Source organism: Caulobacter rhizosphaerae, from assembly GCF_010977555.1.
GTDB lineage: Bacteria > Pseudomonadota > Alphaproteobacteria > Caulobacterales > Caulobacteraceae > Caulobacter > Caulobacter rhizosphaerae.
This window is the reverse complement of sequence record NZ_CP048815.1, coordinates 2,182,362-2,205,496: the sequence shown is the minus strand read 5'-3', so window position 1 is coordinate 2,205,496 and position 23,135 is coordinate 2,182,362. Positions and strand designations below refer to the sequence as shown.

Here is a 23,135-nt window from a genome sequence, read left to right as displayed (position 1 = left end):
CCTCGACAGGATCACGATCGGAAAGACCGCCCCCGGCCGCACGCGACGGGCGGGCCTATGGCCTCATGCCCCTCGATGCTCCCTGATGACGCCGGGTCGGCGCCAAGGGATGGACAGTGCCAAATGGACGCAGGGTGTCAACCGCTTGCGGGAACAGCGTTCAGCCATGCTTTCGGCCGCGCCTGCGGCTTCGAGCGCTTGCGCGAACGCTAGGGGACGAGATCGGAGTCGCCGGCCGACGTGGGCCGGGGCGCCGGCTTGGCCGTTGTCCCGGGCTTGGCCGGCGGCGCGACGAAGTTGCGTGGCGTCTGCTTGACCACGGTCACCAGCGCCACCTTGCCCGGCCCGATCAGGCCGTTGACTTCGCGCAGCACCGAGGCCTTCAGCCGGGCCTCGTCGAGAGCGACATAGCTGTCGGGACGCAGGAACGGCTTGTTGTGGGCCTCGCGGACGATGGCGTCGCGCAGCAGCGGCTCCTTGCCCTCGAAAATCGTGACCAGCACGCCGGGCTTCAGGGTGACGGTCATCTGCACGAAGACGTAATTGACCAGCTTGCCGCCGGCGATGACCGGCAGGGCCATCGACTGCAGCTTGATCACCGGATCGGGCGCTTCCTCGCCCTCGGCTTCCTTGCCGCCCTTCTTCTCCTTCTTGGCCGAACGCGCCAGGGCCGGCGTCGCCAGCAGGGCCAGCGAGGCGGTCAGGAACGCGCGGCGGGCGACGGGCGAAGGACGGATCATCTCCGTCCCTTTAGCCGAGAAGGCTTGAGGCTTTGCTACCGGCGACGCGGTACGTCCTTCGAGGCCCGCTGCGCGGGCGCCTCAGGATGAGGAATTCAGTGCAAGGACGTCCTCATCCTGAGGTGCGAGCCGCAGGCGAGCCTCGAAGGACGCAAGGCCTCAGCCGTGCAGCCAGCCCAGCCGCTCAGGGGTGATGTCCTTGCCCTTGAACAGGGCGCAGATCCCCTCGCCTTCCACGAACTCGCCGATGTCGCGCACGGGGACGCCGGCGGCCATGGCGGCGGCCTGGAAGGCGGCCACGTCGGTGGGGTCGACGGCGCAGACGATCTCGTAGTCGTCGCCGCCCGACGCCAGCGACATCCGGGCCTCGCCGGCTTCCGGCTGGGCGCCCAGCCAGTGGCGGGCGCCAGGTGACAGCGGCAGGCGGTCCAGGTCGACCTTGACCCGCAGGCCGCTGGCCTTGGCCACGTGGGCGGCGTCGGCCAGCAGGCCGTCGGAGACATCGGACGCGGCGCGGGCATAGGCGCGCAGGGCGTCGCGGATGGCCAGGCGCGGCGGCGGCAGGCGATAGCGGCGCACCAGACCGCCGTCGGGGTCTTCGACCTCGCCCCAGTGGGCCAGCAGGCCCAGCCAGCCGTCGCCGATCGTGCCGCTGACCATCAGGCGGTCGCCGACCCGCGCGCCCTTGCGCAGCACCGCGTCGCCGCTGGGCACCCAGCCCAGGAAGGTGGCCGAGACCACCATCGGACCCGAGGTGGTGACGGTGTCGCCGCCCAGCAGGCTGACGTCGTACAGCTCGCCGTCCTCGGCCAGGCCGCGGGCGAAGGTCTCGCGGTCGGTCAGGGTGGTGCCCGAGGGCCAGCCCACCGCCAGGAAATAGCCGTAGGGAACCGCGCCCTTGGCGGCCAGGTCCGACAGGTTGGTGCGCAGCAGCCGCTTGGCAACCACGTCCAGGTCCTCGCCGGCCAGGAAGTGCACGCCGGCCACCATCGCGTCCTTGGTGATCACCAGGTCGTAGCCCGGCCGCGAGGGCAGCACGGCCGCGTCGTCCAGCAGGCTGAGCGCCGCCGGGTCGCCGCGAGTCAGCGGCCGCAGCAGCCGCTCGATCAGGCCGAACTCGTCGACAGGCGGCGCGGCGGCCGGCGTCGCGGCCTCATCGAACCACGCGTCATCGACCGCCGGCGCTTGCGCCGTCGGCTCGTCGAACCAGTCGTCGTCAGCTTCTGGCGTCACGCGCGATGGCGTCCAGGGCGCCGTTGATGAAACCGGATTCCGGTCCCTCGAAGAACGATTTGGCGATCTCGACATATTCGTCGATCACGACCTCCTTCGGCACGTCGGGCCGGTGCATCAGCTCATAGGCCCCGGAACGAAGCACCGCGCGGGCCGTGGCGTCCAGGCGCTCCAGCTTCCAGCCCGAGGCCAGGCGCTTGACGATGGCCTGGTCGACGGCGGCCTGATGGGCGACGACGCCCTTGGCCAGTTCGGCGAAGAAGGCCTCGTCGGCCTGGGCCAGGCGATCGCCGTCCGGTCCGTCGACGTCGCGGTCGAACCGGTGCTCGGAGAATTCACGGACCACCGCGTCGACGCCGACGCCGGAGACTTCCATCTGGTACAGGGCCTGGACGGCGGCCAGGCGGGCCACCGAGCGGGGCTGGATGCGATCGCCGCGGCTCATCGCGATTGTCCCGCCAGTTGACGCTTCAAGCCCACGATCTCCAGGCACTGCTGGGCGGCCTTGCCGCCGCGATCGCCTTCCGAGGCGCGGGCCCGGGTCCAGGCTTGATCTTCCTCGTCGACATTAACGACGCCGTAGCCGATGGCCAGGCGCTTGCCGAACGACAGGTCGTTCAGGCCGCGCGCGGTCTCGTTGGCCATGACCTCGGAATGATAGGTCTCTCCGCGGATGATCACGCCCAGCGCCACGAACCCGTCATAGCGCACGCCGACGGGGCGATGGCCGGCCTCCTCGGCCAGGGCGATGGCGGTGGGGATCTGCATCGCCTCGGACACGGTGATCACGTCGTACTCGGCGCCCTGGGCGTCGATCGCCTGCGCCGCACCTTGCAGCAACGCGTCGGAAAGCCCCGAATAGCGCCGGGCCTCCACGATCAGCAGGCGAATCTTGTCTTCCACCATAGTCCTTTGACTTCTCCTCGACGGGGCGCGTCTGCTGCAGGGCAGGTCACTTCGCACCAAACGGCGCCGTCGCCAAACCGAATTGTAGCGCCCCGGCGGTCCGGGGCCGCCGAAACCGAATCACAGGATGCGCCTATAGTTCGTCCTCGGCGACGTCGCTCAGGCCTTCCTGGCCCAGAAACTTCGCGAAATCGCTGGTTTCCCGGAAATCGCGATACACCGAGGCGTAGCGGACATAGGCGACGTCATCGAGCGACTTCAACGCCTTCATGACCATTTCGCCCACCGCCGACGACGGCAGCTCGGTCTCGCCCTGGCTTTCCAGCTGCCGGACGATGCCGTTGACCATCCGCTCGACCCGCTCGGGATCGACCGGCCGCTTGCGCGTGGCGATCGAGATCGAGCGCACCAGCTTCTCGCGGTCGAAGGGCGAGCGCCGGCCCGACCGCTTGACGATGGTCAGCTCGCGCAGCTGCACCCGCTCGAAGGTGGTGAAGCGGCCGCCGCACTCCGGACAGAGCCGACGACGGCGGATCGCCGCCCCGTCTTCCGACGGGCGGCTGTCCTTCACCTGGCTTTCCATATGGCCGCAGAACGGGCAGCGCATGATCTAGGCCCTCCCGCCCGATGCAGGCCTATTAGTTGTAGATCGGGAACCTTGCCGTCAAGGCCAGGACTTCCTCGCGCACCCTGGCCTCGACCTCGGCGTTGCCGTCCGGGCCATTGGCGGCCAGGCCGTTGACGACCTCGCCGATCAGTTGGCCCACGCGGGTGAACTCGGCCGTGCCGAAGCCGCGGGTGGTGCCCGCGGGCGTGCCCAGGCGGATGCCCGAGGTCACGGTGAACGGGGCGGTGTCGAAGGGCACGCCGTTCTTGTTGCAGGTCATGTGAGCGCGCTCGAGGCTGTGCTCGGCGTCCCGGCCGGTCACGCCCTTGGGGCGCAGATCGACTAGCATCAAATGGCTGTCGGTGCCGCCCGAGACGATGTTGACGCCTTGGGTCTGCAGCGCCTCGGCCAGGGCTTTGGCGTTGTCGATCACCGCCTGCGCGTAGGCCTTGAAGCCCGGCTGCAGCGCTTCACCGAACGCCACCGCCTTGGCGGCGATCACATGCTCCAGCGGACCGCCCTGCAGGCCGGGGAACACCGCCGAATTGACCTTCTTGATGATCGCCTCGTCATTGGTCAGCACCATGCCGCCGCGCGGGCCGCGCAGGGTCTTGTGGGTGGTGGTGGTGACCACGTGAGCGTGGGGGATCGGGCTGGGGAACACGCCGCCGGCCACCAGGCCCGCGAAGTGGGCCATGTCGACCATCAGATAGGCGCCGACCGCGTCGGCGATCTGCCGGAAGCGGGCGAAGTCGATCTGGCGGCTGTAGGCGCTGCCCCCGGCGATGATCAGCTTGGGCTTGTGGGCCTTGGCCACCTCTTCGACGGCGTCGTAGTCGATCAGCTGGTCCTGCTGGCGCACGGTGTAGGACACCGGCTTGAACCACTTGCCCGACTGATTGGCGGGGCTGCCGTGAGTCAGGTGGCCGCCGGCGGCCAGATCCATGCCCAGGAAGGTGTCGCCCGGCTGCAGCAGCGACATGAACACCGACTGGTTAGCCTGCGAGCCCGAGTGCGGCTGGACGTTGGCGAAGCCGGCGCCGAACAGCGCCTTGGCCCGTTCGATGGCGATGGTCTCGATCTCGTCGACATATTCGCAGCCGCCGTAGTAGCGCTTGCCCGGATAGCCCTCGGCGTACTTGTTGGTCAGGATCGAGCCCTGGGCCTCCAGCACGGCGCGCGAGACGATGTTCTCCGACGCAATCAGCTCGATCTGGTTCTGCTGGCGGTTCAGCTCCAAACCGATGCGGTCGAAGATGTCGCGGTCGGCCGCGGCCAGGTCGGCCCCGAAGAAGGCGCTCTTGTCGGCGGTGATGTTGCTGGCCGGTGCGGTCATGGACGCTCTCCTGGGGCTGGGAGACTGGAAGGACGCCGAGGTGTCGGACTCGGGCGGAGTTCGGTCGCGCTCTCTTTAACCCCCTTCGCGCCGCGATCAATCCGGGAACCTCATCCCAAGACGGGACGTTGCGAAGGAAGCGGCGCCAGTCGGGCTGGCGGCGCAGGCGTTTTGGCGACTTCCAACCAGATCGAAGACAGGCGGGAAAGAGTATGGCGACGGCGTACGGCGAGGCGGGGCCCCATGAAGACGACGTCGACATTCTGGGCTTGAGCGCGAGCATCGTCGCCGCCTACGTGGCCCAGAACACCGTGGCGCGCACGGCCATCCCCGACCTGATCCGCTCGGTCCATGGCGCCCTGTCGGCCCTGAACGGCGCGCAAACCGACCAGCAGCCCACCGAGCGCAACAAGCCCGCCGTGCCGGTCTCGCGGTCGGTGCAGCGCGACTACATCGTCTGCCTGGAAGACGGCAAGAAGCTGAAGATGCTCAAGCGCTACCTGCGCACCCACTACGACATGAGCCCCGAGGAATACCGGCGCAAATGGTCGCTGCCCGGCGACTACCCGATGGTGGCCCCCGCATATGCCGAGCGCCGCTCCGACTTCGCCAAGTCGATCGGCCTGGGCAAGGGGAAGATGCGGGGGCGCTGACCTACCCCTCCCCCTGTGGGGGAGGCGATCGCACAGCGATCGGTGGGGGGAGTTCTAGGGGCGGAGATCGTAGGACCGGCTATCGGCCGATCACTCCCCCCCTCCGTCGGCTCCGCCGACACCTCCCCCACAGGGGGAGGATTTGAAACCTAAGCCGCGTGGCCGCCCATGCGGGCCACGTTGCAGTGGGCCCAGAGCTTCTCCATCGCCCCGACCAGCTTGCGCATCATCTCGTCGGTGTGGAAGGGCGTGGGGGTGAAGCGCAGGCGCTCGGTGCCGCGCGGCACGGTCGGGTAGTTGATCGGCTGCACGTAGACGCCGTGGTCGGCCAGCAGCATGTCGCTGATCATCTTGCAGTGCACGGGGTCGCCGACCAGCACCGGGACGATGTGGCTGTCGTTGTCCATCACCGGCAGGCCAGCGGCCTTGAACATCGCCTTCAGCGTCCGGGCGCGCTCCTGGTGGGCCTCGCGGACCTCCGGATGCTGCTTGAGGTACTTCACGCTGGCTAGGGCCCCGGCGGTCAGGGCCGGCGGCAGCGAGGTGGTGAAGATGAAGCCCGAGGCGACCAGGCGGATGGCGTCGACCACCACCGCATCACCGGTGATGTAGCCGCCCATCACGCCGAACGCCTTGCCCAGAGTGCCCTCGATGATGTCGATCTGGTCCATCAGGCCGTCGCGCTCGGCGACGCCGCCCCCGCGCGAGCCGTACATGCCCACGGCATGGACCTCGTCGAGATAGGTCATGGCGCCGTAGCGCTTGGCCAAGGCCACCGTGCCGGCCATGTCGGCGATGTCGCCGTCCATCGAATAGACGCTCTCGAACGCCACCAGCTTGGGCGCGTCGGCCGGCGCGGCGGCCAGCAGCTGCTCCAGATGCGCCAGGTCGTTGTGGCGGAAGATGTGACGCTCGCAGCCGCCGTTGCGGATGCCGGCGATCATCGAGGCGTGGTTCTGGGCGTCGGAGAAGATGATCAGGCCCGGCAGGATCTTCTGCAGCGCCGACAGGCTGGCCTCGTTGGAGACGTAGCCCGAGGTGAACAACAGGGCCGCCTCCTTGCCGTGCAGGTCGGCCAGTTCGGCCTCCAGCTCGACATGGTGGTGGTTGGTGCCCGAGATGTTGCGCGTGCCGCCCGAGCCGGAGCCGTGCTGGTCGATCGCCGCGTGCATGGCGTCCAGCACCACGGGATTCTGGCCCTGGCCCAGATAGTCGTTCGAGCACCAGACCACGATCTCGCTCTCGCCGCCGTCCGGACGCGTCCAGGTGGCGCGCGGGAAGGCGCCGCGATGGCGCTTCACGTCGGCGAACACCCGGTAGCGGCCTTCGTCGCGGATCTGGTCGACGACGCTGCGGAACGCGGCTTTGTAGTCCATGGTCACTTCATCCGACGGACTTCGACGAGTCCGACCGGTCCCTTCTCAAGGCTCGGCTTTTCGCACCGGCGACGCACGCTGTCCACATAGGTGCGTTTACCTATCGTGTTGAATTACGCGATTGGACGCACCGATCGCGCCAGTGAACACCTTGAGTGAACACCCTCGCGAAGAATCCGCCAAACGGTTCAGGCCCGATCGGCGATGTCGCCGCCCGGCGTCGTCCCGAAAAGCGCATGCGCCTCCTAGACGACGCCGGGCTAGGTCGCGCCCTACCGCGCTCCGGCCGGCTTGCGGAACTTGTAGATGAACTGGTCGGTCTTGCCGCGGATGGACGGATCGAAGACGCTGACCTTGCGAGTGTCGGACCGGTCGCGCAGCACCCGGCTTTCACCCTCGAAGATGAAGCCGGCGGCGGTCACCTCGCGCTTGACCGCCTCGGCGTCGATACGGTGCAGGGTTTCGGTGTCGCGCAGGCCCGAGCCGGCCTCGGCCGAATGGTCGATGACCAGATAGACCCCGCCCGGCTTCAGGGCCTTGAAGACCTGGCGGTTGACCACCGACAGATCGGCCGGGCCCATGAACTTGTCGTGCATGTCGTGGTAGTTCTGGGCGGTGAACACCAGATCCAGCTTCTCCGGCGTGGCGAAGTTGGGCAGGGTGTTGAGGATTACCGACACGTTCTTATAGGCCGGATCGCGGGCGATGGCCGTCACCGCCGGCTCGCGCTTGGCCAGCTTGGTCAGCTCGTCCGGCACATAGGCGTAGACGTGGCCGCGCGGCCCGACGGCCTTGGACAGGATGCGGGTGAAGTAGCCGCCGCCGGGAATCAGGTCGGCGACCTTGGCCCCCGGCTTGACGCCGGCGAACGCCAGGGTCTGCCCCGGAAGGCGGTTCTCGTCGCGGACGATGTCGGCGGCGGGACGATTCGAATCGGACAGGGCCGCGGCGATGTTGGCGGGAACCGCCACGGGGGCGTCGGCGGGCGGCGGCGGCGGCGGCGCCGCGGACCCCATCGGAGTCGTGGCGCAGCCCGCCAGGGCGAGCACGGCGACGAGGCTGAGTAGCGGCTTACGCATGGATATTCCTTCCGACGGCGTCTTCTCGTTGCGGGCAAGCTAACGCAGCAATCGCGCTACGTCAGCGGCGACCACTCCTGATCGAGCGGGAGCGGCGCGAAAATCTCATCCAACATGGCGTCGGAGACATCTTCAAGCTTGGCTGGATCCCAATTCGGCGCGTTGTCCTTGTCGATGATCACGGCGCGGACGCCCTCGATGAAATCGTGCCGTCGCACCACCCGCGAACCGATGCGATATTCCATGGCCATGTTGGCGGCGAAGTCGGTCATCGCGGCCCCCGCCTCCAGCTGGCGGAAGGCGACCTTCAGGGTCTGGGGCGACTTGGTCTTCATCGTCGCCAGCTGGGCCTTGCCCCAGTCGCTGCTGTCGGCCTCCAGGAATTCGAAGATCTGCTCGACGCCGTCGCCGACGAATAGGCGGTTGAGGTCCTGCTCGAAGCTGACCAGCGGCGCCTTGCCGGCGTCGGCGCGGTATTTCCTCAGCGTCTCCTCGATGCGGCGCGGGTCGGCGATGATCGCCTTCTTCAGGCCCTCGACGGCGCCGAACTCGACGAAGTGGGTGGCGATCCCCAGGCGCAGGCAGTCCGCGCCCTTGATCCGCGCTCCGGTCAGGGCCAGCCACAGCCCCGCCTTGCCCGGCAGGCGCGGCAGGTACCAGCCGCCGCCGACGTCGGGGAACAGGCCGATGCCGGTCTCGGGCATGGCGAAGGTCGTGCGCTCGGTGGCGATCCGGTAATGGGCCGGCATCGAGATCCCGACGCCGCCGCCCATCACCACCCCGTCCAGGATCGCCACGACGGGCGTGTCGTAGGTGAACAGCAGGTGGTTCAGCTGGTACTCGGTGTGGAAGAAGGCCCGGGCCTCGACCGCGTCGCCCGCCCCGCTACGGGCCAGCATGCGGATGTCGCCGCCAGCGCAGAAGCCCCGTTCGCCCGCATGGTCGATAACGACCATGTAGATCTCCGGATCGTCCCGCCAGTCCAGCAGCGCGCCGATCATCGTCTCGCACATGGTCTGGGTCAGGGCGTGCAGCGCCTGCGGCCGGTTCAGGGTCAGCCGGCCGACGTTCTTCTGGACGCGGACAAGGACTTCGGGTTGGTCGGTCATAGGGTTTCCCTGGCGGCTTCCCTGCCGGCTGGCTTGGCGCGTTCGGGCTCTTCCACCGGTTCGCAGTCGAGGCGGTCGATCTGGCCGCCGCTCAGCCGATAGATCGCGTCCTGCGGCACGTCCTGCTCCAGGGTCTCGGCTGGCGACAGGCCCGCATAGGCGCCGCGCAGCAGGCGGCCGGCGATGCCGTGGCTGACCACGATCAGCCGCCGCTCCGGCTCGGCGGCCTGCTCGGACAGCCAGCCGCCGACCCGCGCCATCACCTGGTCGTAGGTCTCGCCGCCGGGCGCGGCGAAGAACCAGGTCCGGTCGGTGAACAGCGCCGGGTGCTCGCGCGCCAGATCCGTCCGCAGACGCCCTTCCCACGCGCCGACCGTCAGCTCCATCAGCCGGTCGTCGAACGCGACCGGCAGGCCCAGCCTGGCGCCGATGATCCCGGCCGTGTCCCGCGCCCGCCGCAGCGGGCTGGCGACGATCCGCCAGGGATGCGCGGTGTCGCGTCGGACCAGGTCGTGCAGCAGGTCGGCCATCGCCCCGGCCTGGGCGCGGCCCAGCGGCGTCAGGTCCGACTCGCACTGGCCCTGCAGGCGATGCGCGCGGTTCCACTCGGTTTCGCCGTGGCGGCAGAGATAGATCATTCAGGTCGCCGATCTCAGGTCAAAACACTCGACGCCATTGGCGACGGCCACCGTCAGCAGAGCTTCGTCGCGTGAGGCCAGAGGCCAGCCTTCAGCAACAGCCAGCGCGAAATAGGATGCATCGAAGAGGCTGAGACGCGTCGTTCGCGCCAAAAGCGCGAGCTCTTCGATTCCCGCCGCGGAGGCGTGAAGCTGAATATTGAGGCGCTGATAGTTCAACAAGGCCTGGTCGTATCCCTCAGCGGTCAGCAGGCCTCGCCGCACCATGCCGACGAGCACGTTATAGACCTCCCACGCAAAGATGGCCGGCGCCTGGAAGATCGTCGCATCAACTTGGCCTAGGAAGGCGGACGCGGCCTCGGTCGCCTGCGAAGGCAACAGCCAGGCCAAGGCGGCCGAGGCGTCCAGAACGACTGATCTCACTCGCGAGCCATCTGCTTCAGATCTTCCCAGGTCAGCTTTCCGACCTCGGGATTGGCGGCGGCGATCGAGTCGCGAAGCACCTTGAATCGAGCGACGAGCTCCTTTGCCGGCGTCTTCCGCGCAAGGCCGTGCTCGGCCTGGAGCGCAGGTGCCAACGTGGCCACTGCGCGACCGTGGCGCGTGATGGTCACCGTCTCGCCGTCCTTCTCGACGGCGTCGAGCAGGGCCGACAGGTGGGTCTTGGCTTCGAGCACGCCGACTTCACGCATGGGAGGCTCCCAATTCTGACCAGTTGTGGTCAGATTAGCACATCACTGCCGGAACATCTCGCGCGCTATGATCACCCGCATGATCTCGTTGGTCCCTTCCAGGATCTGGTGCACCCGCAGGTCGCGGACGATGCGCTCCAGCGGGTAGTCCTGCAGGTAGCCGTAGCCGCCATGCAGCTGTAGGGCGTCGTTGGCCACCTGGAAGCCGGCGTCGGTGGCGAAGCGCTTGGCCATGGCGCACAGCTTGGTGGCCTGCGGGTCGCGGTTGTCCAGGGCGTGGGCGGCGCGGCGCACCATCAGACGGGCGGCCTCCAGCTCGGTGGCCATGTCGGCCAGCTTGAACTGCAGGGCCTGGAAGTCCTTCAGGGCCTTGCCGAACTGGTTGCGGGTCTCGAGATAGGCCTTGGCGATGTCGAGCGCGAACTGGGCGCCGCCCAGCGAGCACGAGGCGATGTTCAGCCGCCCGCCGTCCAGCCCCATCATGGCGAAGCGGAAGCCCTCGCCTTCCTGGCCGATGCGGTTGTCGACCGGCACGCGGCAGTCGTCGAAGTTCACCGCCGCGGTCGGCTGGGCGTTCCAGCCCATCTTGCGCTCGTTGGCGCCGAAGCTGAGGCCCGGCGTCCCCTTCTCGACCACGAAGGCCGAGACGCCCTTGGCCCCGTCGCCGCCCGTCCGGGCCATGACCACATAGACGTCCGACACCCCGCCGCCCGAGATGAAGGCCTTGCCGCCGTTCAGCACATAGTGGTCGCCGTCCAGCCGGGCGGTGGTGCGCATGTTGGCGGCGTCCGAGCCGGAGCCCGGCTCGGTCAGGCAGTAGCTGGCGATCAGTTCCATGGTCGTCAGGCGCGGCAGGTAGCGCCGGCGCAGGTCGTCGGAGCCGAACCGGTCGATCATCCACGAGGCCATGTTGTGGATCGTCAGATAGGCCGCCGTCGGCACGTCGCCGTAGCTCAGGGCCTCGAAGATGATCGAGGCGTCGAGGCGCGACAGCCCGCTGCCGCCGACGTCGTCCTGGACATAGATCCCGGCGAAACCCAGGCCCGCCGCCTCGCGCAGCACGTCGACCGGAAAGTGCTTCTTCTCGTCCCATTCGGCGGAATGCGGGGCAAGGCGTTCCGCCGCGAAGCCCGACGCCATGTCCTGGATAGCGCGTTGATCGTCGTTGAGCGCGAAATCCATGCGCGATATCCTCCCAAGCGGGGCAGACTGAACCCCTATCCTTCTTGGTCGCTGACGTGCCGCGCCGCCGCGACTGTGTCAATCATATCTCACTTGCTGACTTTGAATGCCGCAGTGCGCAAAAAGCCGGAACGAAGTGTCGCACCGCCCTTGATCCGCCCGTCCTCCAGTATCAAATCGCGGCCATCGGAGGCGTAGTCTTTCTGTCATGCGTAAGTTCACTGCCGTTTTCGCCGCCCTCGCGGCGCTGGTCACCCTCGTGTCCGCACCGGCCCAGGCCGCCGATCTCGGCGTGTGGACCGGCCCCAAGGACAATGTCCGGGTCGCGATCAAGAGCTGCGGGACCAGCACCTGCGGCACCGTGGTCTATGCCAGCCCCAAGGCCGAGGCCGACGCGCGCAAGAGCGGCCTGACCACCCTGGTCGGCCAGCAGTTGCTGCGCGACTTCGAGCCCACCCGCAACGGCAACATGCGCGGCAAGGTCTTCGTGCCGACCCTGAAGGTCACCCTGGTCGGCACCGCCGAGTTCATCGACGGCCGCACCATGAAGGCCAAGGGTTGCGTCCTGGGCGGACTGATCTGCAAGTCCCAGGTCTGGCGCCGCATTGACGGCGTTCAGCAGGCGCGCGCCGAAAACGTCAACTACGCCCCGTAGTTCGAGCGCCCTTAAGCAACCAACCGCCTTGCCTCGCGCCGCCCGCCGCGCGAAACCCTAGGCCATGACCACGCCGCCCCTCGCCCCCTACCCCGCCACCCGCCTGCGCCGCCTGCGCCAGGCCGACTGGACCCGCCGCCTGGTCCGCGAGACCACGCTGGAGCCGTCCGACCTGATCTGGTCGATGGTGGTGCACGAGGGCGAAGGGACGATCCCGGTGGCCTCGATGCCCGGCGTCGAGCGCCTCAGCGTCAAGGACGCCGCCAAGGCCGCCGTGCGGGCCCGCGACCTGGGCATCCCGGCCATCGCCGTCTTCCCGCACATCGACGGCGCCCGGAAGGACGCGGCCGGCTCGATCGCCGCCGATCCGGACGGGGTGATCCCCCGCGCCGTCAAGGCCATGAAGGACGCCGCCCCCGAGGTCGGCATCATGTGCGACGTGGCGCTCGACCCCTTCACCGACCACGGCCACGACGGCGTGGTCGAGGGCGGCAAGATCCTCAACGACCCGACCATCGAGCGGCTGATCGAACAGGGGCTGATGCAGGCGCAGGCCGGCGCCGACATCCTGGCCCCATCCGACATGATGGACGGCCGGATCGGCAAGCTGCGCGCGGCCCTGGAAGGCGCCAACTTCCAGGACACCATGATCATGTCCTACGCCGCCAAGTACGCCTCGGCGTTCTACGGCCCCTATCGCGACGCCATAGGCTCGGCGAAACTGTCGGCGGGCCAGGGCGACAAGAAGACCTACCAGATGGACCCCGCCAACAGCGAGGAAGCCATCCGCGAGGTCGCCCTGGACATCGCCGAGGGCGCCGACATGATCATGGTCAAGCCCGGCATGCCCTATCTGGACATCCTGCGCCGCCTGGTCGACGAATTCCGCATGCCCACCTACGCCTTCCAGGTCTCGGGCGAGTACGCGATGATCAAGGCTGCGGCCCAGAACGGCTGGATCGACCACGATCGCGCCATCCTCGAAAGCCTGACCGCCTTCAAGCGGGCCGGCGCGGCAGGGATCATCAGCTATTTCGCGCCCTGGGCGGCGGAAAAGCTGGGCTGACATGGCCGCGCCGAGGACCGCCTTCAGCCAGGGACGGTTCTACGGCGCGCCAACGGTCGAGCGCCGCCTGCCTCAGGTCCGCCTGGCCCACCTGTCGGCCACCACCAGCGCCGAGGACGTCCACGAGCACAGCCACGACGACGCCCATTTCGTCCTGGCCACCCACGGCCGCTACCTGACCACCGCCTGGGGGCCGGAGACCGAGGGGCCGGTCCTGGTCTACAACCCGCCCGGCGTGATCCACCGCGACCGCTTCGTCGCCGCCGGCGGCTACTTCCTGGCGGTCAGCTTCGAGCCCGCCGTCTGGCGCGAGCTTTCGGAGGTCTCCAGGCGCGTGGCCGCCGACGCCCTGCGCCTGACGGGTCCGGCCGCCCGCCGCGCCGCCCTGCGCCTGACCCGGACCCTGCTCAGCCGCGACGCCGACCCAGTGACCCTGGAGAGCCTGGGCCTGGAACTGGCCGGCCAGGCGATGACGTCGGTCAGCGATGGCGACCGTCCGCCGCCGTGGCTGGCCACGGCCGAGACCTTCCTGGCCGACAGCTTCGACCAGCCGATCGCGATCGCCGACGTGGCCCGCGCGGCTGGCGTCCACCCGGTCCACTTGGCCCGCGGCTATCGCCGATGGCTGGGCGCGGCGCCGGGCGAGCGCCTGCGCACTCGCCGACTGGAGCGCGCCGCCGACCTGCTGATGCGCGGCCGCGTCTCGATCGGCCAGATCGCCTTGGCGTCCGGCTTCTGTGACCAGAGCCATCTGAACCGCCAGTTCCGCCAGGCCTATGGCGTCACGCCGGGCGAGTTCGCACGGCTGTGCGGACGGCCGCTGGATGTTTCACCCGTCCAAGACGCGGTCCGGGCCGCCGGCTAGACGAAGAGGGTCACGTCCGTCCGGAGAGTCCCGTGAAATCGCTGCTGCTCGCCGCCGCCCTGCTCCTGGCCGCCCCGCTGGCCGTTCAAGCCGCGCCGTCGGATTGGCTCACGGCCGCGCCGGCCGCCGAAGGCTTGTCGACCGCTCGGCTCGACGCCATGTCGACCGCCATCAAGGCCGGCCAGTTCCAGCAGATCACCAGCGTGCTGATCGCCCGCCACGGCAAGCTGGCCTTCGAGGCCTATTACGACGACGGCAAGCCCGACGGCGGGGCCGAGGCGCGGCGCAACACCCGCTCGGTGACCAAGACCGTGACGGCCATGCTGGCCGGCGCCGCCTTCGACCGCCACGCCCTGCCCGGCGTCTCGGCCCCCATCAAGGCCTATCTCAAGGACCACCCGCCGGCCGCCAATCCCGATCCGCGCAAGGACAAGGTCACGGTGGAAGACCTGCTGACCATGAGCTCGATCGCCGAATGCGACGACGACAACCAATATTCGCGCGGCAACGAGGAGCGGATGTACCTGATCGAGGACTGGGTGGGCTTCTATCTCGACCTGCCGGTGCGCGGCTTCCCGGCCTGGTCGCCCAGGCCGGAGGCGTCGCCCTACGGCCGGGCCTTCAGCTACTGCACCGCCGGCGTCACCACCCTGGGGGCGGTGATCCAGGGCGCGGTCGGCAAGCCCCTGCCCGTCTTCGCCGACGAGATCCTGTTCGGGCCCTTGGGGATCGACAAGCCCGAATGGCAGGTCTCGCCCCTGGGCTTGGCCCAAGGCGGCGGCGGGCTGGGCCTGCGCAGCCGCGACCTGCTGAAACTGGGTCAGCTCTACCTGGACCAGGGTCGCTGGAACGGCCGGCAGGTGCTCTCCGCGGCCTATGTCACCGCCGCCACGGCGCCGCACGCCCAGGCCCGGTCTGACGCCGACTACGGCTATCTGATCTGGCTGCAGACCTTCGGCGGCCACAAGGCCTGGGTGATGAGCGGCACGGGCGGCAACAAGGTCGTGATCGTGCCCGACCTGGCCCTGGTGGCGGTGATCACCACCACCAATTTCGGCGTCCGCCAGCCGCACGCCATTTCCGAAAAGCTGCTGACGGACCACATCCTGGCGGCGGTCGAGCGTTAGCGGCTGCGGACAGTTGACGGTCTTGGGCCGAATTCCTCGTCCTTCGACAGGCTCAGGATGAGGAACTCTACTGAACCGCCCCTACAAGTAGCCCTCATCCTGAGCCTGTCGAAGGACGAGGGCGCCGCCTCAACGTTAAACGCCTAGCCGTCCGGCGCCTGGCGACGCGAATCTCGCGCGCCGCTAAGCTGGACGCATGACCGGGCCCAGCATCGACATCGTCACCGCCGTGATCCGCGACGCGGCCGGCCGCATGCTGGTGGTGCGCAAGCGTGGCACGGCGATCTTCATGAAGCCGGGCGGCAAGCGTGAACCCGGCGAGGACGACCTGACCGCCTTGGCGCGCGAACTGGACGAGGAGATCGGCTGCCGGCTGATCAGCGCGACCCTGCTGGGCGCCTTCGAGGCCCCGGCGGCCAACGAACCCGGCTTCACCGTGCGGGCGGCGACCTATCTGGCCACCGTCGAGGGGCGGATCGCGGCCCAGGCCGAGATCGAGGAACTGGCCTGGATCGACCCCGCCACGCCGGGCGACATCGTGCTGGCCCCACTGATGCGGACGGTGCTGGCGGCGCTGGCCGCCTAGATCCGCTCGAACGCCTCGCGCAGGATCGTCGCCCGCCGTCCTTCCGGCCGGATCATCAGGAACTTGCCCGACCCGTTTCCGGGAAGCGACCATCGGCCCTCGATCTCGGTGGCGTCGTCGCTCAGCGCGCCCTCATAGCCGACCGAGTGGGTCCAGCCATTGCCGCCGTCATAGGTTTTGGCGAAGGTCACAGCCTGGCCGGCGCGCTTGCCCAGCAGGGTGGAGAAAGCCTCGCACCAGTCGCCCCATTCGTCCTGGACGGTTTCGTGGATCGAGCCGCTGAGCCAGGCGCCGCTCTCGATCAGGGTGGCCGTGAAGCCGACCGGCGCCCGGGCCCTGGGATAGTGATAGAGCCCCTGCCAGATGCCCGTCAGATTGCCGCTCGCCGCCATGATGATGATCCGCCCCGCCCCTCGCGCCGACATAGGCTTAGGTCCCGCTGCGCCCGTCAAGGTCGAGGCCTCGCGCGAAACCGGGAATGGGCTTAGGGTGTTCCCAGTGTTCGGCCGAAGGCCGCGTACAAACGGCCCGGTCTGAACCTCAACGACAAGCGGAGGTGACGCATGGACGCCGATTTCAACGACACCGGAAAACCCGAACTGCTGGCCCATGAGCAGACCTATCATGGCTTCAGCGTCCTGCTGCGATGGTGCATGCTGGGCCTGGCCACCGTCATCCCGACCCTGACCCTGTGGTTCGCGACCTCGGCCGGCTTCTGGGGCGGCCTGATCGCCGGGATCGTGGTGTTCGCGGTCGGCTACATGATCCTGGTGCGCCACGAGGAAAAGCAGCCACTGAGCCTGTGGGTCGAGGGGCGCTAGGGCCCCGACCTGACGGCCCCGATCCTGGCCTGATCGTCGGCGACAGCCGGGGACGCGCACTCACGGCGGTGCGTGGGCCGGTTCGCGGGCGCTGGCTGTGAGTGCGTGTCCCCAACGGATCCGCTGAGTCCGGAGCTGAAGTCCCATGGCGGCGTGGATGGCGTTGGGGACATGCACTCACCCTGAGGCCGTAGATTGATCCGCGACGCCCCGCCATGAGTGCACGTCCCCGACTTACGCTCGGCGTTCAGGCAACAAAGCTTCGGGATTTCAATACTCTGAGCTTTCTCGACCTAACTTATCCCCCCCTTCCAGATCGCCCGTATCCTGTACCCACCTCGTCGCGGGGAAAGGGCGCATGGCCAGCGACCGATGCGGCGGCGGGGGGCGATCGAGCGGGAAGCTCTGTCGGCGGTCCTTTTGGACCAAACCTCGCGTCTCTGGAGCCGGTCGGGCCTGGAACACAAAAACGACGTGGCGCGAGGGCCGGCGGAGCAACAGGCGGGCGGTGACGCGCTCGCGGTCCGGGACCGGGGTTCGTTGACCTGGCCCGCCCGCCGGAGGCTTCAAGGCGGCGAGGCCCCAACAGGGCTCAGCGCCGCAGGCTTCCGGATAACGGCCGCGCGGAGCGATCGGGCTTCGTCGAAACGGTAACAAACTCAAAGAACTCCGGACGTCGTCCGGCGCTCCGCGTCCCTTTCCCTACCTTCAGCGGCGATCCGCGTGAGGACGAGAGATCATGTCCATCGCCGCTCCCCCACCAGCAAGCAGGCCGCTCCCACCCCGTAGCAAGCCAGGTCCTTGATGTCGAAGACACCGCCCAGCACGACGCGCGCCAGCCGGTCATGAGCCAGGCCGACCACGTCCAGTAGATGGAACAGCTGCCCCAACTCCACCATCACCGCGATCGCCAGGGCCAGCATCACGGCCGGCATGACCTTCAGCGGCGTCACGGCGCGCAGGCCCAGATAGACCAGGACCACCGCCAGCACGTCGCCGACATAGGGACGCACCACCGCGTCGCGCACGAACAGCGCGATCAACACCTCGATGGCGAATACGGCCAGCGCCGCGAGACCGTAGCCCCAGCGGAGACGGGGCATCAGGATTTCGGCGTCTCCAACCGCGCCACCAGGCTCGAGGTGTCCCATCGATGACCGCCCATCCCCTGAACCTCGCCGTAGAAGCCGTCGATCAGCGCCGTGGCCTGCAGGTTGGCGCCGTTGACGGCGGCCTCGGCCAGGGCGATGCCCAGGTCCTTGCGCATCCAGTCCACCGCGAAGCCGAAGTCGAACTTGCCTTCCGACATGGTCTTCCAGCGGTTCTCCATCTGCCACGACTGGGCCGCGCCCTTGGAGATCGCCGCCAGCACGTCGTCGGTCGGCAGGCCGGCCCGCTTGGCGAAGTGCAACGCCTCGGCCACGCCCTGGACGACGCCGGCGATGGCGATCTGGTTGCACATCTTGGTCAGCTGACCCGCGCCCGACGGCCCCAGCAGGCGGATGGCCTTGGCGTAGGCCGCCAGCACCGGCTCGACCCGCGCGTAGGCGGCCGGGTCGCCGCCAGCCATGATCGTCAACTGGCCGTTCTCGGCCCCCGCCTGGCCGCCCGACACCGGGGCGTCGACGAACCAGCGGCCGACGGCGCGGGCCGCGGCGTCCATCTCGCGGGCCACGGTCGCCGAGGTCGTGGTGTGGTCGACGATCACCCCGCCCTCCCCCATGGCCGGCAGCGCCTGCGCCACGACGTCGCGCACGTCGTCGTCATTGCCGACGCACAGGCACACCAGCTGCGCGCCCGTCACCGCCTCGGCGATGGTCGGGCGGCTGGCGCCGCCATGCCGCTCGACCCAGCGCGCGGCCTTGTCGGGACTGCGGTTGAACACGGTCACCGCGTGGCCGGCGGCCTGCAGGTGGCCGGCCATCGGAAAGCCCATCACGCCCAGGCCGATAAACGCCGTCTTCATCCGCGAAACTCCTCATGGCAACGGCCGTCCATCGCCCTTCGCGGCCCCGATCGCAACGGCATTTTAACGTCCAGCCGTCAGGTTCGATCGAACAGGGTTAAGCAGGCTTAAGCGCAATGGCCGTCAGCGGCGAACAGCCGATCGTCATCAAGAAGGTCAAGAAGGTCGTCGGCGGTGGGCACCACGGCGGCGCCTGGAAGGTCGCCTATGCCGACTTCGTGACCGCGATGATGGCCTTCTTCCTGCTGATGTGGCTGCTGAACACCACCAGCCCCGAGCAGAAGCAGGGCATCGCCGACTATTTCGCCCCGGCCTCGATCTCGTCCAGCACCAGCGGCTCGGGCGGCATCCTGGGCGGCACCTCGCTGGGCGACGACGGCGCCAAGGCCGACGGCAAGATGTCGGTCATCCAGCAGATGGCCCCCGAGGCCCCCACCGAGACCGACAAGGACGGCCAGAGCTCGACCTCGGCCAGCCTGGACTCCGCCAGCGAGCAGGCCCTGCGCGACGCCCTGGCCAAGAAGGAGCAGGACAGCTTCGCCTCGGCCGCCCAGTCGCTGCGCCAGTCGCTGCAGGACATGCCGGAACTGGCCGAGCTGTCCAAGCAGATCATGATCGACCAGACCCCCGAGGGTCTGCGCATCCAGTTGATCGACCAGGACGGCCGCTCGATGTTCAAGGAGAACTCGCGCGAGCCCAACGACCGCGCCCGCATCCTGCTGCGCGCCGTGGCCAAGGTGATCAACCAGCTGCCCAATCGCATCACTATTTCGGGCCACACCAGCGCCAGCGCGGCCGGCAAGCGTTCGGACAGCGACTGGTCGCTGTCGGCCGAGCGCGCCGACGCCTCGCGCCAGGTGCTGCGCGGCGCCGGGGTGGACGAGGACCGCATCTACCAGGTCTCGGGCAAGGCCAATTCCGAGCCGCTGTACGCGGACGACCCCACCCTGCCCGGCAACCGCCGCATCTCGATCGTGCTCCTGCGCGAAAAGCCGGTGCTTCCCGATGGTCTCTGAGGCGGCCTGCGGCGTGATGACGCTCAGCGGTGTCGCGGCGCTTGCGCAACCGCCGCGGATGCCGCCTAATCCCTTATCGGCCCGACTTCGAGGGCTAGGCGACTAGAGGATCGGACGCTTTCCGTGACGCAGCATTTTCCGACGCGACAGCTGCGCTTTTTCCTCACGGCGCCCACGCCTTGCCCCTACCTGCCCGGCCGCGAGGAGCGCAAGGTCTTCGCCCACCTGCCGCTGTCCGACGGCCCCACCGTCAATGACAGCCTGACCCAGGTCGGCTTCCGCCGCTCGCAGAACATCGCCTATCGTCCCGCCTGCGAGACCTGCCGCGCCTGCCAGTCGGCCCGCGCCTCGGCCGCCGACTACGCCTTCTCGCGCTCGGAACGCAAGGTCCTGACCCGCAACACCGACCTGGAACGCCACCTGGTCGAGGCCGAGGCCACGCTGGAGCAGTTCGAGCTGCTGCGCCGCTACCTGCTGACCCGCCACGCCGACGGCGGCATGGCCGAGATGACCTGGCCCGACTACGTGGCCATGGTCGAGGACACGGCGGTCCGCACCCACCTGATCGAATACCGCCTGCGCTCGCAGGACCGCGGTCCGGGCGACCTGATCGCCTGCGTGCTGGTCGACGTGCTCGCCGACGGCCTGTCGCTGGTCTACAGCTTCTACGACCCCAGCCTGATCAAGCGCAGCCTGGGCTCGTTCATCATCCTGGACCACATCCTGCAGGCCCAGTTGAACGGCCTGCCCTATGTCTATCTGGGCTACTGGGTGCCCGGCAGCGAGAAGATGGCCTACAAGGCCCGTTTCTCGCCGCTGGAGATCCTCAAGCCCGGCGGCTGGGCGCTGATGTCGGCCCGCGAGCGCGGCGCCCGCCCGCCCAAGCCCGTGGGCTGCGGCGCCGACGCCGGCGTCGAGCTCAGCGACGCCGAGCCGGCCGAACTGGGCGGCTTCCCGTCGCCAGGTAAGCCCTAGCTACGCTTGGGGACAGGCGCATGCGCCTGTCCCCCGCCACGACCTCACCGTGCGAAGCTGACCCCGCCGTCCACGGTGACGGCCGACCCCGTCACATAGTCTCCGGCCCGAGAAGCGAGGTAGATCGCCGCCCCCGCCATGTCCTCGGTCGTGCCGATCCGCCCGGCCGGAATGGCCTTGGACACAGCGTCGGCATGGTCGCGGGCCACCTTGTTCATGTCCGAGGCGAAGGCGCCCGGCGCGATGCAACTGACGGCGATGTTGTCGGCCGCCAGGCGCAGCGCCATGCGCTTGGTCATGTGCAGCAGGCCGGCCTTGGACGCGCCATAGGGATAGGTCTCGTCGGTGGTCACCGACTGGCCGTCGATCGAGGCGATGTTGATCACCTTGGCCACGTGCTCCTTGCCCGCCGCCCGCAGGTGGCCGATCAGCGCCTGGGTCAGGAAGAACGGCGTCTTCATGTTCAGGTCCACGACCTTGTCCCAGCCGCTCTCGGGGAACTCGTCGAACGCCGCCCCCCAGGCCGCGCCGGCGTTGTTGACCAGGATGTCCAGCTTGTCCTCGCGCTCGGCGATCCGCGCCACCAGGCCGTTGATGCCCTCCAGGGTCGAGACGTCGGCCGGCAGCGAGACGCACTCGCCGATCGCCGACAGCTCTTCGGCGGTCGCGTCGCAGGCGGCCGCCTTGCGGGCCGAGACATAGACCCGGCGCGCGCCATAGGTCAGGAACCCCTCGGCGATCATCTTGCCGATCCCGCGCGAACCGCCGGTGACCAGGGCGACGCGGCCCTTCAGGGAAAACAGGTTCTGCATCATGGCTGGGATCTTTCGGAATGGGGCCGGCGCCGAGCGCGCCCGGCCGTTGGATGATGTCGAAGAACGGGTCGATGACTCCGGCTCCCCAACGTGTCCGGGGACCGAGCTCGTTCCCGTCATCACTTCGCCGGATCGACCAGGGCCTGATAGACCAGCGTCGCGGCGTTATCGTCGATATGGGCCAGGGCCGGATCGGCGTCCTTGCCCAGGATGTGGATCATGCCCAGCATGAAGAGGTCGTTCTTGGGGTCGATCCAGAACCAGGTGCCGGCCGCCCCACCCCAGCTGTAGGTCCCCTTGCCGCGCAGCGTGCCCGCCCGGGCGGGATCAGTGACCACTGCAAAGTCGAGCCCGAAGCCCATGCCCTTGGCCGGCGAGAACGCCGCGTCCGGGGCGGCCATCACGATGTCGGTCAGGTGGTTGGACGCCATCAGCTCGATCGTGCCAGGCGCGAGGATGCGGGCGCCATCCAGCTCGCCGCCGTTCAGCAGCATCTGGACGAAGCGGGCGTAATCCGCCGTGGTCGAGACCAGCCCGCCGCCGCCCGAGGCGATCGCCGGCGGCTTGCTGACGTCCAGCACCATGAAGCTGTCGGCTGGAACCAGCTTCCGCGCCTTGGGGTCGATCATGTAGAGCGCCGCCAGACGATCGCTCTTGGCGGCTGGAACCCAGAAGCCGGTGTCGGTCATCTTCAGCGGATCGAAAATGCGGCTCTTCATGAAGTCGGCCAGGCTCATGCCCGACAGCCGCTCGACGATCAGTCCCTGGATGTCGACCGAGACGCTGTAGCGCCATTCGGTCCCCGGCTGGCTGGCCAGGGGCAGCTTGGCCAGGGCCGTCAGGAATTCGGCCTGGGTCTTGGACCCCAGCAGCCCGCTGTCGCGATAGGCTTTCTCGACCGGCTGATCCGTGCGCAGGCCGTAGGCGAAGCCGCCGGTGTGGCTCATGATCTCGCGCAGGGTCGGCGGTCGCGCCGCTGGCTCGGTAATGAAGGTCCCGTCCGGGTTCTGCCCCTTGTAGACCCGCAGGTTGGCCAGCTCGGGCACGAACTTGGTCACCGGATCGTCGAGGCGCCACCGGCCCTCTTCGAACAGGATCATCATGGCCACACCGGTCACCGGCTTGGTCTGGGAATAGATCCGGAAGATGGTGTCCTTGATCATCGGCGCCCCGCCGATCGCCGTCTTGCCGAAGGTCTGGTAGCTGACGATCTTGCCATGACGGGCGACGAGGGTGATCGCGCCCGGTAGGTGGCCCTGGTCGACGAGCCCTTGCATGTAGCCGTCCAGGCGCTTGAGGCGTTCGGGCGAAAAGCCCGCGGCGTCGGGGGCGGCCACCGCCAAGGTCGGCGCCGGCTTGGGGGCGCTCCAGGCCGGATCGACCGCCAAGGCCATGACGGCGGTCGCCGCCACCGTCGCCATCGCTCTCCAGAAACGCATGCGCCCCTCACGAACACCTGTTTGAGGCACCTTAGACCGGTTTGACGACACGGCAATGGATCAGGTTGGTCGCCGCCCTTGCCCGCGCCCCATCCTTGCGGCTAAGGAGAACCCCCGCTCGGCGTAGCGGCGTCGGCCGGTTTAGCTCAGCTGGTAGAGCAGCGGTTTTGTAAACCGAAGGTCGCGGGTTCGAGTCCTGCAACCGGCACCACCTTCCATCAGACGGCTATCGCCGTCCGTGCCGCGCCGGAAC

At 68.5% G+C, this 23,135-nt stretch carries 27 protein-coding genes, 1 tRNA gene and 2 pseudogenes; 10 read left to right on the top strand and 20 right to left on the bottom strand.

All coding sequences use genetic code 11. The features are described 5' to 3' along the window. Positions 1-209: 209 nt before the first annotated feature. The 7 genes and pseudogenes from G3M57_RS10310 to glyA all read right to left on the bottom strand — a co-directional run bounded on the left by G3M57_RS10310 (position 210) and on the right by glyA (position 4,822). Positions 210-740, bottom strand: coding sequence for a hypothetical protein (locus G3M57_RS10310; RefSeq protein ID WP_163230341.1), 531 nt, complete (start codon positions 738-740; stop codon positions 210-212). Between the two features lie 35 nt (positions 741-775). Then, positions 776-875 (bottom strand): annotated as a pseudogene (locus tag G3M57_RS27435) (hypothetical protein). A gap of 24 nt (positions 876-899) precedes the next feature. Then, positions 900-2,048 carry a thiamine-phosphate kinase gene (gene thiL / locus G3M57_RS10305; protein ID WP_056759993.1) on the bottom strand — a complete coding sequence of 383 codons (1,149 nt, stop codon included), beginning with the start codon at positions 2,046-2,048 and terminating at the stop codon, positions 900-902. After that, positions 1,957-2,418, bottom strand: a complete 462-nt coding sequence (nusB, locus tag G3M57_RS10300) for a transcription antitermination factor NusB (RefSeq protein ID WP_056759991.1) — start codon at positions 2,416-2,418, stop codon at positions 1,957-1,959. The genes thiL and nusB overlap by 92 nt, the downstream gene beginning before the upstream one ends. After that, on the bottom strand, positions 2,415-2,879 hold the full coding sequence (locus tag G3M57_RS10295; protein ID WP_056759989.1) for a 6,7-dimethyl-8-ribityllumazine synthase: 465 nt from the start codon (positions 2,877-2,879) through the stop codon (positions 2,415-2,417). Before G3M57_RS10295 ends, nusB begins: the two co-directional genes overlap by 4 nt. Positions 2,880-3,012: 133 nt before the next feature. Then, positions 3,013-3,486, bottom strand: a complete 474-nt coding sequence (nrdR, locus tag G3M57_RS10290; RefSeq protein ID WP_028040434.1) for a transcriptional regulator NrdR — start codon at positions 3,484-3,486, stop codon at positions 3,013-3,015. 31 nt (positions 3,487-3,517) lie between these two features. Beyond that, positions 3,518-4,822 carry a serine hydroxymethyltransferase gene (gene glyA / locus G3M57_RS10285; RefSeq protein ID WP_163230339.1) on the bottom strand — a complete coding sequence of 435 codons (1,305 nt, stop codon included), beginning with the start codon at positions 4,820-4,822 and terminating at the stop codon, positions 3,518-3,520. A gap of 212 nt (positions 4,823-5,034) precedes the next feature. On the opposite strand from glyA, the gene G3M57_RS10280 reads away from it, so the two are divergent. Next, entirely contained in the window at positions 5,035-5,475 is a 441-nt protein-coding gene (locus G3M57_RS10280; RefSeq protein WP_163230337.1) for a Ros/MucR family transcriptional regulator, read from the top strand. A gap of 149 nt (positions 5,476-5,624) precedes the next feature. Here the strand turns inward: G3M57_RS10280 and hemA are convergent, their stop codons facing one another. The 7 genes from hemA to G3M57_RS10245 form a co-directional block, all read right to left on the bottom strand. Further along, complete coding sequence (gene hemA, locus G3M57_RS10275; RefSeq protein ID WP_056759983.1) at positions 5,625-6,851, bottom strand: 5-aminolevulinate synthase; 1,227 nt, start codon at positions 6,849-6,851, stop codon at positions 5,625-5,627. 272 nt (positions 6,852-7,123) lie between these two features. Further along, positions 7,124-7,930 carry a class I SAM-dependent methyltransferase gene (locus tag G3M57_RS10270; RefSeq protein ID WP_163230335.1) on the bottom strand — a complete coding sequence of 269 codons (807 nt, stop codon included), beginning with the start codon at positions 7,928-7,930 and terminating at the stop codon, positions 7,124-7,126. A gap of 56 nt (positions 7,931-7,986) precedes the next feature. Continuing rightward, positions 7,987-9,039, bottom strand: coding sequence for an enoyl-CoA hydratase/isomerase family protein (locus tag G3M57_RS10265; protein ID WP_163230333.1), 1,053 nt, complete (start codon positions 9,037-9,039; stop codon positions 7,987-7,989). Then, positions 9,036-9,677 (bottom strand): histidine phosphatase family protein, encoded by a 642-nt coding sequence (locus tag G3M57_RS10260; protein ID WP_163230331.1) that lies wholly within the window; start codon positions 9,675-9,677, stop codon positions 9,036-9,038. Before G3M57_RS10260 ends, G3M57_RS10265 begins: the two co-directional genes overlap by 4 nt. Further along, the gene (locus G3M57_RS10255) at positions 9,678-10,100 is read right to left on the bottom strand and encodes a type II toxin-antitoxin system VapC family toxin (protein WP_269141722.1); all 423 of its coding nucleotides are present in this window, start codon (positions 10,098-10,100) and stop codon (positions 9,678-9,680) included. It lies immediately after the preceding gene. Next, positions 10,097-10,369 (bottom strand): type II toxin-antitoxin system Phd/YefM family antitoxin, encoded by a 273-nt coding sequence (locus G3M57_RS10250; RefSeq protein WP_163230327.1) that lies wholly within the window; start codon positions 10,367-10,369, stop codon positions 10,097-10,099. Before G3M57_RS10250 ends, G3M57_RS10255 begins: the two co-directional genes overlap by 4 nt. A gap of 42 nt (positions 10,370-10,411) precedes the next feature. Continuing rightward, positions 10,412-11,551: an isobutyryl-CoA dehydrogenase gene (locus tag G3M57_RS10245; protein ID WP_163230325.1), complete on the bottom strand. Its 1,140-nt coding sequence runs from the start codon at positions 11,549-11,551 to the stop codon at positions 10,412-10,414. 208 nt (positions 11,552-11,759) lie between these two features. On the opposite strand from G3M57_RS10245, the gene G3M57_RS10240 reads away from it, so the two are divergent. The 5 genes from G3M57_RS10240 (at position 11,760) to G3M57_RS10220 (ending at position 15,850) form a co-directional block, all read left to right on the top strand. After that, positions 11,760-12,206, top strand: coding sequence for a DUF2147 domain-containing protein (locus tag G3M57_RS10240; RefSeq protein ID WP_056759969.1), 447 nt, complete (start codon positions 11,760-11,762; stop codon positions 12,204-12,206). 64 nt (positions 12,207-12,270) lie between these two features. Continuing rightward, positions 12,271-13,272 (top strand): porphobilinogen synthase, encoded by a 1,002-nt coding sequence (hemB, locus tag G3M57_RS10235; protein ID WP_163230323.1) that lies wholly within the window; start codon positions 12,271-12,273, stop codon positions 13,270-13,272. Between the two features lies 1 nt (position 13,273). Further along, positions 13,274-14,137, top strand: coding sequence for a helix-turn-helix transcriptional regulator (locus G3M57_RS10230; protein WP_163230321.1), 864 nt, complete (start codon positions 13,274-13,276; stop codon positions 14,135-14,137). Positions 14,138-14,169: 32 nt separating this feature from the next. Continuing rightward, a complete protein-coding gene (locus tag G3M57_RS10225) occupies positions 14,170-15,264 on the top strand; it encodes a serine hydrolase domain-containing protein (RefSeq protein ID WP_163230319.1) in 1,095 nt (364 codons plus the stop codon). Positions 15,265-15,460: 196 nt separating this feature from the next. Next, positions 15,461-15,850: an NUDIX hydrolase gene (locus tag G3M57_RS10220; RefSeq protein ID WP_163230317.1), complete on the top strand. Its 390-nt coding sequence runs from the start codon at positions 15,461-15,463 to the stop codon at positions 15,848-15,850. Here G3M57_RS10220 and G3M57_RS10215 read toward each other — a convergent pair. Beyond that, complete coding sequence (locus G3M57_RS10215; RefSeq protein WP_163230315.1) at positions 15,847-16,275, bottom strand: hypothetical protein; 429 nt, start codon at positions 16,273-16,275, stop codon at positions 15,847-15,849. The two genes, G3M57_RS10220 and G3M57_RS10215, sit on opposite strands and share 4 nt — an antisense overlap. Before the next feature lie 138 nt (positions 16,276-16,413). On the opposite strand from G3M57_RS10215, the gene G3M57_RS10210 reads away from it, so the two are divergent. Then, complete coding sequence (locus G3M57_RS10210; RefSeq protein WP_056759958.1) at positions 16,414-16,671, top strand: aa3-type cytochrome c oxidase subunit IV; 258 nt, start codon at positions 16,414-16,416, stop codon at positions 16,669-16,671. 293 nt (positions 16,672-16,964) lie between these two features. Here G3M57_RS10210 and G3M57_RS27945 read toward each other — a convergent pair. The 3 genes and pseudogenes from G3M57_RS27945 to G3M57_RS10200 all read right to left on the bottom strand — a co-directional run. Continuing rightward, positions 16,965-17,071: pseudogene (locus G3M57_RS27945) on the bottom strand (hypothetical protein); the annotation flags it as partial. Positions 17,072-17,408: 337 nt separating this feature from the next. Continuing rightward, on the bottom strand, positions 17,409-17,774 hold the full coding sequence (locus tag G3M57_RS10205) for a ribosomal maturation YjgA family protein (protein ID WP_163230313.1): 366 nt from the start codon (positions 17,772-17,774) through the stop codon (positions 17,409-17,411). Then, entirely contained in the window at positions 17,774-18,637 is an 864-nt protein-coding gene (locus tag G3M57_RS10200; RefSeq protein ID WP_163230311.1) for an NAD(P)-dependent oxidoreductase, read from the bottom strand. The genes G3M57_RS10205 and G3M57_RS10200 overlap by 1 nt, the downstream gene beginning before the upstream one ends. Positions 18,638-18,753: 116 nt before the next feature. Between G3M57_RS10200 and G3M57_RS10195 the strand changes: the two genes are divergently transcribed. Together G3M57_RS10195 and G3M57_RS10190 are read left to right on the top strand one after the other, a co-directional pair. Further along, positions 18,754-19,653, top strand: coding sequence for a flagellar motor protein MotB (locus G3M57_RS10195; RefSeq protein ID WP_035078292.1), 900 nt, complete (start codon positions 18,754-18,756; stop codon positions 19,651-19,653). Between the two features lie 123 nt (positions 19,654-19,776). After that, positions 19,777-20,628 carry an arginyltransferase gene (locus G3M57_RS10190; RefSeq protein WP_056759954.1) on the top strand — a complete coding sequence of 284 codons (852 nt, stop codon included), beginning with the start codon at positions 19,777-19,779 and terminating at the stop codon, positions 20,626-20,628. A 44-nt stretch (positions 20,629-20,672) separates the two neighbouring features. Here the strand turns inward: G3M57_RS10190 and G3M57_RS10185 are convergent, their stop codons facing one another. Then, positions 20,673-21,440, bottom strand: a complete 768-nt coding sequence (locus G3M57_RS10185) for an SDR family oxidoreductase (RefSeq protein WP_163233688.1) — start codon at positions 21,438-21,440, stop codon at positions 20,673-20,675. Positions 21,441-21,562: 122 nt separating this feature from the next. Continuing rightward, the gene (locus tag G3M57_RS10180) at positions 21,563-22,882 is read right to left on the bottom strand and encodes a serine hydrolase domain-containing protein (protein ID WP_163230309.1); all 1,320 of its coding nucleotides are present in this window, start codon (positions 22,880-22,882) and stop codon (positions 21,563-21,565) included. A gap of 135 nt (positions 22,883-23,017) precedes the next feature. Between G3M57_RS10180 and G3M57_RS10175 the strand changes: the two genes are divergently transcribed. Further along, positions 23,018-23,093, top strand: a tRNA-Thr gene (locus G3M57_RS10175). The last annotated feature ends 42 nt before the right edge of the window (positions 23,094-23,135 follow it).